The organism is Streptococcus caecimuris, from assembly GCF_943193075.1.
Taxonomy (GTDB): domain Bacteria; phylum Bacillota; class Bacilli; order Lactobacillales; family Streptococcaceae; genus Streptococcus; species Streptococcus caecimuris.
This window is the reverse complement of sequence record NZ_CALPCT010000038.1, coordinates 1-6,147: the sequence shown is the minus strand read 5'-3', so window position 1 is coordinate 6,147 and position 6,147 is coordinate 1. Positions and strand designations below refer to the sequence as shown.

General features: G+C 40.3%; 6 protein-coding genes and 1 pseudogene. All 7 read left to right on the top strand.

Annotation, left to right across the window (positions count from 1 at the left end; genetic code table 11):
- Nucleotides 1-943 (top strand): annotated as a pseudogene (locus NFR56_RS09675) (IS3 family transposase); the annotation flags it as partial.
- A gap of 117 nt (nt 944-1,060) precedes the next feature.
- Nucleotides 1,061-1,438 carry a YbgA family protein gene (locus NFR56_RS09670; RefSeq protein ID WP_251458794.1) on the top strand — a complete coding sequence of 126 codons (378 nt, stop codon included), beginning with the start codon at nt 1,061-1,063 and terminating at the stop codon, nt 1,436-1,438.
- The gene (locus NFR56_RS09665) at nt 1,439-1,804 is read left to right on the top strand and encodes a TIGR02328 family protein (protein WP_251458793.1); all 366 of its coding nucleotides are present in this window, start codon (nt 1,439-1,441) and stop codon (nt 1,802-1,804) included.
- A 126-nt stretch (nt 1,805-1,930) separates the two neighbouring features.
- A complete protein-coding gene (locus NFR56_RS09660; protein WP_251458791.1) occupies nt 1,931-2,269 on the top strand; it encodes a nucleotide pyrophosphohydrolase in 339 nt (112 codons plus the stop codon).
- Entirely contained in the window at nt 2,266-3,996 is a 1,731-nt protein-coding gene (locus NFR56_RS09655; RefSeq protein ID WP_251458789.1) for a DUF2075 domain-containing protein, read from the top strand. The genes NFR56_RS09660 and NFR56_RS09655 overlap by 4 nt, the downstream gene beginning before the upstream one ends.
- 82 nt (nt 3,997-4,078) lie before the next feature.
- The gene (locus tag NFR56_RS09650; RefSeq protein WP_129824376.1) at nt 4,079-4,990 is read left to right on the top strand and encodes an Rpn family recombination-promoting nuclease/putative transposase; all 912 of its coding nucleotides are present in this window, start codon (nt 4,079-4,081) and stop codon (nt 4,988-4,990) included.
- 152 nt (nt 4,991-5,142) lie between these two features.
- On the top strand, nt 5,143-6,066 hold the full coding sequence (locus NFR56_RS09645; protein ID WP_129824375.1) for an L-lactate dehydrogenase: 924 nt from the start codon (nt 5,143-5,145) through the stop codon (nt 6,064-6,066).
- Nucleotides 6,067-6,147 lie beyond the last annotated feature (81 nt).

Here is a 6,147-nt window from a genome sequence, read left to right as displayed (position 1 = left end):
CAGAAAATGAATACCTGAGAGCGGAGAATGCTGTTCTAAAAAAGTTGAGAGAACTCCGATTGAAGGAGGAAAAAGAGCAAGAAGAAAAGCGGAAATTGTTCAAGGATTGGTAACAGAGTTTTCTTTAGATATCCTTCTAAAGATTATTAAGCTTGCCCGTTCAACTTATTATTATCACTTAAAACAGCTGGATCAAAGCGATAAGGATGAGCAAGTTAAAGCTGAAATTCAGTCAATTTATACTGAGCATAAAGGAAATTACGGCTATCGTCGCATGACTCTAGAATTACGAAATCGTGGCTTTGTAGTGAACCATAAGAAGGTGCAGCGTCTTATGAAAGTACTTGGTTTAACGGCTCGAATTCGCCGTAAACGGAAGTATTCTTCATACCAAGGAGAGGTTGGCAAGAAAGCAGATAACCTTATTCAACGTCAATTTGAAGCAACCAAACCAATGCAAAAGTGCTACACAGATGTGACAGAATTTGCCATTCCAGCAAGCAGTCAAAAGCTTTATTTATCACCAGTTTTAGATGGCTTTAACAGCGAAATTATCTCCTACAATCTTTCTACTTCGCCTAACTTACAACAAATGAAAGCTATGCTAGAACAAGCCTTTACAGCGAACCATTACGAAAATACAATTCTCCATAGTGACCAAGGATGGCAATACCAACACGATTTCTATCATCATTTTTTAAAGAATAAGGGAATCCAACCATCTATGTCACGTAAGGGAAATAGCCCAGATAACGGTATGATGGAATCTTTCTTTGGCATTCTTAAGTCTGAAATGTTTTATGGTTATGAGAATACGTTTCAGTCACTTGAGCACTTGGAACAAGCTATTGTCGACTATATTGATTATTACAACAACAAACGAATTAAGGTAAAACTAAAAGGACTTAGTCCTGTACAATACAGAACTAAATCCTTTGCTTAAATTAATTGTCTAACTTTTTGGGGTCAGTACAAAGTCTGGCTTCTTTTTTTATGACTTCACTCATTTCCATGGTATAATGGGAGGACTATTCATAGAGAAGATCAAAAGGAGACACGAGTGGATCAAAAACATCACTGTCAAGTCCTATGGGCGAAAAATAAATACCTGGTACTCAGTCGTTCCAGTAATCTCTACAAGGAAATCCGGGAGTACCTCAAGCAAGACCAGGTAGAGGTCAGCCACGTCGAGGACCTAATCCAGCAAGCACTGGCCTTGCCAGAAAATCGTGGCCAGGTCTCCAATGCCTTCCAACATATCTGGGGCTATTTCAAAAAGCAGGCGACTGCAGAGGAAAAGGCCGACTTCATGCTTCTTTTAGAGAAGTATCAGCATGGTCAAGCTAGCCAAGAAGATCTGATCAAGGGAATCCAGACGCTCCTTGAGCGCTACCCGAATCGCTACTTAAAAGACTCGACGCTACTAGGAGGTCAATAGATGAGACTCTGGCACCAAGACTTGATTCCCCAACTCCCTCGTCCCCAGCTCTTGGGCCAACACCGGGAATGCTGCGCCCTAAGGGGTAATGGCTGGAGCAAGAAGCACGCGACGGTCAACTATGTCTTTGACTACTCGCCCTATCGCCTCTATGCCTATCACCGCCTTATTATGGAGGAGATGATCGCTCGTGGCTATAAGGTCAGCTCAGAGTGGTGGGAGCCGACCTACCGAGGCAAAACCTGCCCAGCTTATTCAGAACTGGAAGAGGAAGGCTTGAGCACCCCTATCTATCCCGAGCACCAGACTACTTACCTCCAAGAATGCCTGGAGAATCTAGCAGAAAAAGGGATTCAACTAGACTAGTAAAAAACGAACCAGATCAGGTTCGTTTTTTTGCGCGAAAAACCAACAAAATGCTTTGAAAGCGTTAATTTCTTTCCCAAACATGCTATAATAATAGGAGATTATGTACAGGAAAAGGATAGACGGATGAAAGAATTAATCGACTTAATTAATCAATTTAGAGATGAACGTGACTGGAGAAAGTTTCATAATGAAAAAGATTTGGCCATTTCGATTTCACTAGAAGCGAGCGAATTGTTAGAACTATTTCAGTGGAAACAATCAGAGGAAGTAGTTGAAAAGTCATTAAAAGAAATCAAAGAAGAACTTGCGGATGTTTTTATGTATTCTTTAATGTTAGCAGATAATTTGAATCTGGATGTAGAAAAAATTATAAAAGAGAAAATTGATATAAATGCAAAAAAATATCCTGTAGAATTAAGCAAGGGAAATAATAAAAAATATACGGACTTGGAGAAAAAATGAGCAATATTCAATCACCCGTAGTTATAGAAATCGATTATTCAAATCGAACATTTGATCAATTAAAAGAAACGATTGCTCCGAAACATTCTAAGCTTATCTTTGATTATCCAACTGTATATATCGTAAACGATGAGAATAAAAACAAGTATAGTGTTTATGTCGGAGAAACAACAGATATCATTCGTAGAACAAATCAGCATTTGTCAGATGATATAAAGAAGGATAGAGAAGACTGGCGACAATTTGAACAATCTAAAACCTCTAAAATGTTTGTTATTGGGCATAACCATTTCAATAAATCTTTGACCTTGGATATTGAGAATAGGTTAATGCTCTACCTATCAAGTATTGACCAAGTTGAAAGGGTTCAGAATAGGAGAGGAAATCCTCAAAACCAATATTACACTTCTGAGGAGTTAGACGAGATTTTCTCAAAGATATGGAGAACCCTAAATAGGAAAAATCATTATTTATTCCCAGCAGAAAGTTTTATTCGAAATTCAGCGATATTTAAATCTTCTCCATTTCACAAGTTAACAGATGAACAAGTGAAAGCCAAAAATGAAATATTGCTCAAAATTACATCTGTCATTAGTAAAAATGAAACAGGAGTTCTAATTTTAGTAAAGGGTGATGCTGGTGCAGGGAAAACGGTTTTGATGAGTTCCCTCATCGATGATTTGTTGAATTCGGAAGATACTCAAATGATTCGTGAGAACAATGATATCAATTTGGTTGTGAATCATGATGATCAACTCAGTGTTTACCAAGAAATTGAGAAAAAATTGGAATGGAAGAGTGGATCAAATATTAATGTTGTAATGAAACCAACTCAATTTTTAAATGCTCTGAAAAAAGAAAAAACTGATGCTGGAATTGTAGTGGTTGATGAAGGTCACTTGTTATTGACTGCAAAAAATCAAGCCTATTTAGGCGGGAATCATTTAAATGATTTACTCGCTAAATCTAAAGTGGTCGTGTTAGTTTATGATGAAAATCAGATCATGAATAAATCCCAAATATGGACAGATGATGCTTTCTTGAAATTGGAACATGAAGCCAATTTAAAAGGAAATCTCATTACGCTACATAACCAAATGCGTATCCATGCAACAAAAGAAACAGTTGAGTGGATAAGAAACCTGATTGATGCTGGAGTTGTAAATGAGGTTCCAATTGATAATGATTATGATATTAGAGTTTTTGACTCTCCTGAGGAACTTCAAAGTGCAATCATGGAAAAAAATGATAATCAGAGTTTAGGGATTTCACGCTTAACAGCAACCTATGATTGGGAATATAGTAGTCAATCAAAACCAAAGGATTCTGACTATTGGTGTGTCCGTATCGGAGACTGGTCTTGTCCGTGGAACAGACAACTTGCAAAAGAAAAAGAATCTAAACATTTATCCTGGATAGAGCAGTCTCAAACGATTCATGAAATTGGCTCAACGTTTACCGTTCAGGGATTTGATCTAAATTATGTGGGAGTTATCATTGGCCCATCTGTCAAATATAGAGACGGGAAAATTATTTTTGATATAAGTGAAAGCAAAAATAAAAGTGCTGTTCAAAACAGAAAACTTGAATCAGGTGAAATGATTAATTACGGAGAAACATTATTGCGAAATGAGTTAAATGTTTTGTTAACCCGTGGAGTTAACGGGCTATACGTCTATGCAGTTGATGAAGAACTTCAACAAGCTTTAAAAAATGCGACAAAATAAGATGCTTCCTATTTCCCAAATTTTTTTCGAATGATAGAAGTAGAGGGACCTTCCCTCTATTTTTTATCGAAAAGGAGCAGGGATGCAGAAAAGACACGCGCATGTATCGCCGACCTTGGACATCATGGCCAAGAAGATTTTTAGTTTACCGGAGGTGACGGCCGCATTTATTCGAGATATTTTGGAGCTTGATGTGGCAGATGCTCAGATCGTGGAGGGAAGCCAGCCCCACAGCATGGCCTATGAGGAGGATGACCTGTTCTCCACTGCGGTGGATGTGAGAGCCAAGCTCCACGACGGGACTGAGGTGATCATCGAGATCCAGATTCGCAAGCAGCAGTATTTCTTGAATCGGTTCCATTACTATTTGGCCAATCAGCTGGTGGAGAATGTGCAAAAACTGCGCCAGCAAGGTCAGACACATAAGATGTATGAGCAGATGGAGCCCGTCTATGGGATTGCGATTTTGGAGAAGTCGCTCTTACTGGACGAAGAGGCCGCCATCAATAAATACTGGCTGACCAATAGCCGGTCTGGCAAGCAACTCAAGGCCTATTATAAAAATGGCAAGCACCAAAATCTTCTGCAGGTTGCCTTTTTAGAGCTAGACAAGTATAATAAAGATGAGAACCTGACAGATGCAGGCAGACAGTGGCTGGAATTTTTTGGGAATCTTCCCTTCACAAAAGCTCCCAGTCAGGCTGTAGCTCACGCAGATTCATTACTGGATTCATCTAGCTGGACCAAGGAGGAGAAGACCATGATAGACGAGCGGATTCGTATTCAAGAAAATTATGATATGACCCTGGAGACGGCTATAGACGAAGCGCGTGAAGAAGGCCTAGTACAAGGTCTGGAACAAGGTTTAGAAAAAGGCTTGGAACAAGGTCGTAAACAGTTGGTATGCGAGATGGTCTCACGAGGAATGACGCCTGATCTTATATCGGAGATGACGGGTTTGTCGCTGGAAGAGATTGAGACTCTTCTTTCTTGAGTAGTTAAAAGAGGCACTGCCTCTTTTCTTTTTGAAAAAACTTGAAAATTTTCCCATTTTTTCAATCCGCCTTTCTAGAATTGTGGTAGAATAGAGTCAACAAAGAGCTATCCTCACCAACAGTGTGATCGATACTAGAAAAGAGGATTCTGATGACAAGAAAAATTGGTATTATTGGTTTGGGGCATGTGGGTGCGACCTTGGCCCACAGCATGATTTTGAAACACACCTGTGATCATTTGGTTTTGATTGATACCAATGAGAAAAAGGTCAAGGCAGATGCCTTGGATTTCTGTGATACAGTTGCCAATACCGGGTATCCGGTTCATATCACGGTCAATGACTACGCGGCTTTAAAAGATGCGGATGTCGTAGTGTCGACTCTTGGAAATATCGAGTTGCAGGCTAATAACACTGATGACCGTTTTGCAGAGCTTCCCTTTTCCAGCAAGCAAGTGGTGCAAGTAGCGCGTGATTTGAAAGCTTCTGGCTTTAGTGGTGTTTTGCTAGTGGTGACCAATCCGGTCGATGCGGTCACTCAACTCTATCAACAATATACCGGCCTTCCAAAAGAGCAGGTGATTGGGACAGGGACCTTACTGGACACAGCTCGAATGAAGCGTGCAGTCGCCGATCGTTTGCAGGTTTCTCCTGCTAGTGTATCAGGCTACAACCTCGGTGAGCATGGAAATTCTCAATTTGTCGCTTGGAGTCAGGTCCGTGTCAAGGGACATGCTATTACAGATATCTTCTCTCAAGAAGAGCTTGACGCCATCAACTACGAGTCCTTGCGTGGCGGCCACACGGTTTTCTTTGGCAAATTTTATACCAATTTTGGGATTGCAGCAGCAGCCCAACGCCTGGCAGAAGCTGTGATCAATGATAGCCACGAGGAAATGCCTGTGTCTAACTATCGTCCAGAATATGGAACCTATCTTGGCTACCCAGCAATTGTAGGTCGAAAAGGAATTCTTGAACGATTGGATTTGCATTTGACAGAAGAAGAAAAAGAAAAATTACTCCATTCAGCCGAAACCATTAAGGAAAACACACGAAAAGGATTGGAGCATGCATAAAAGCAAAGAGAGTGGGACAGAAATCGGTCATTCGTTAGAATTCGATTTCGTCGTCCCACCTCCGCACAGTTGAGTAGGGCT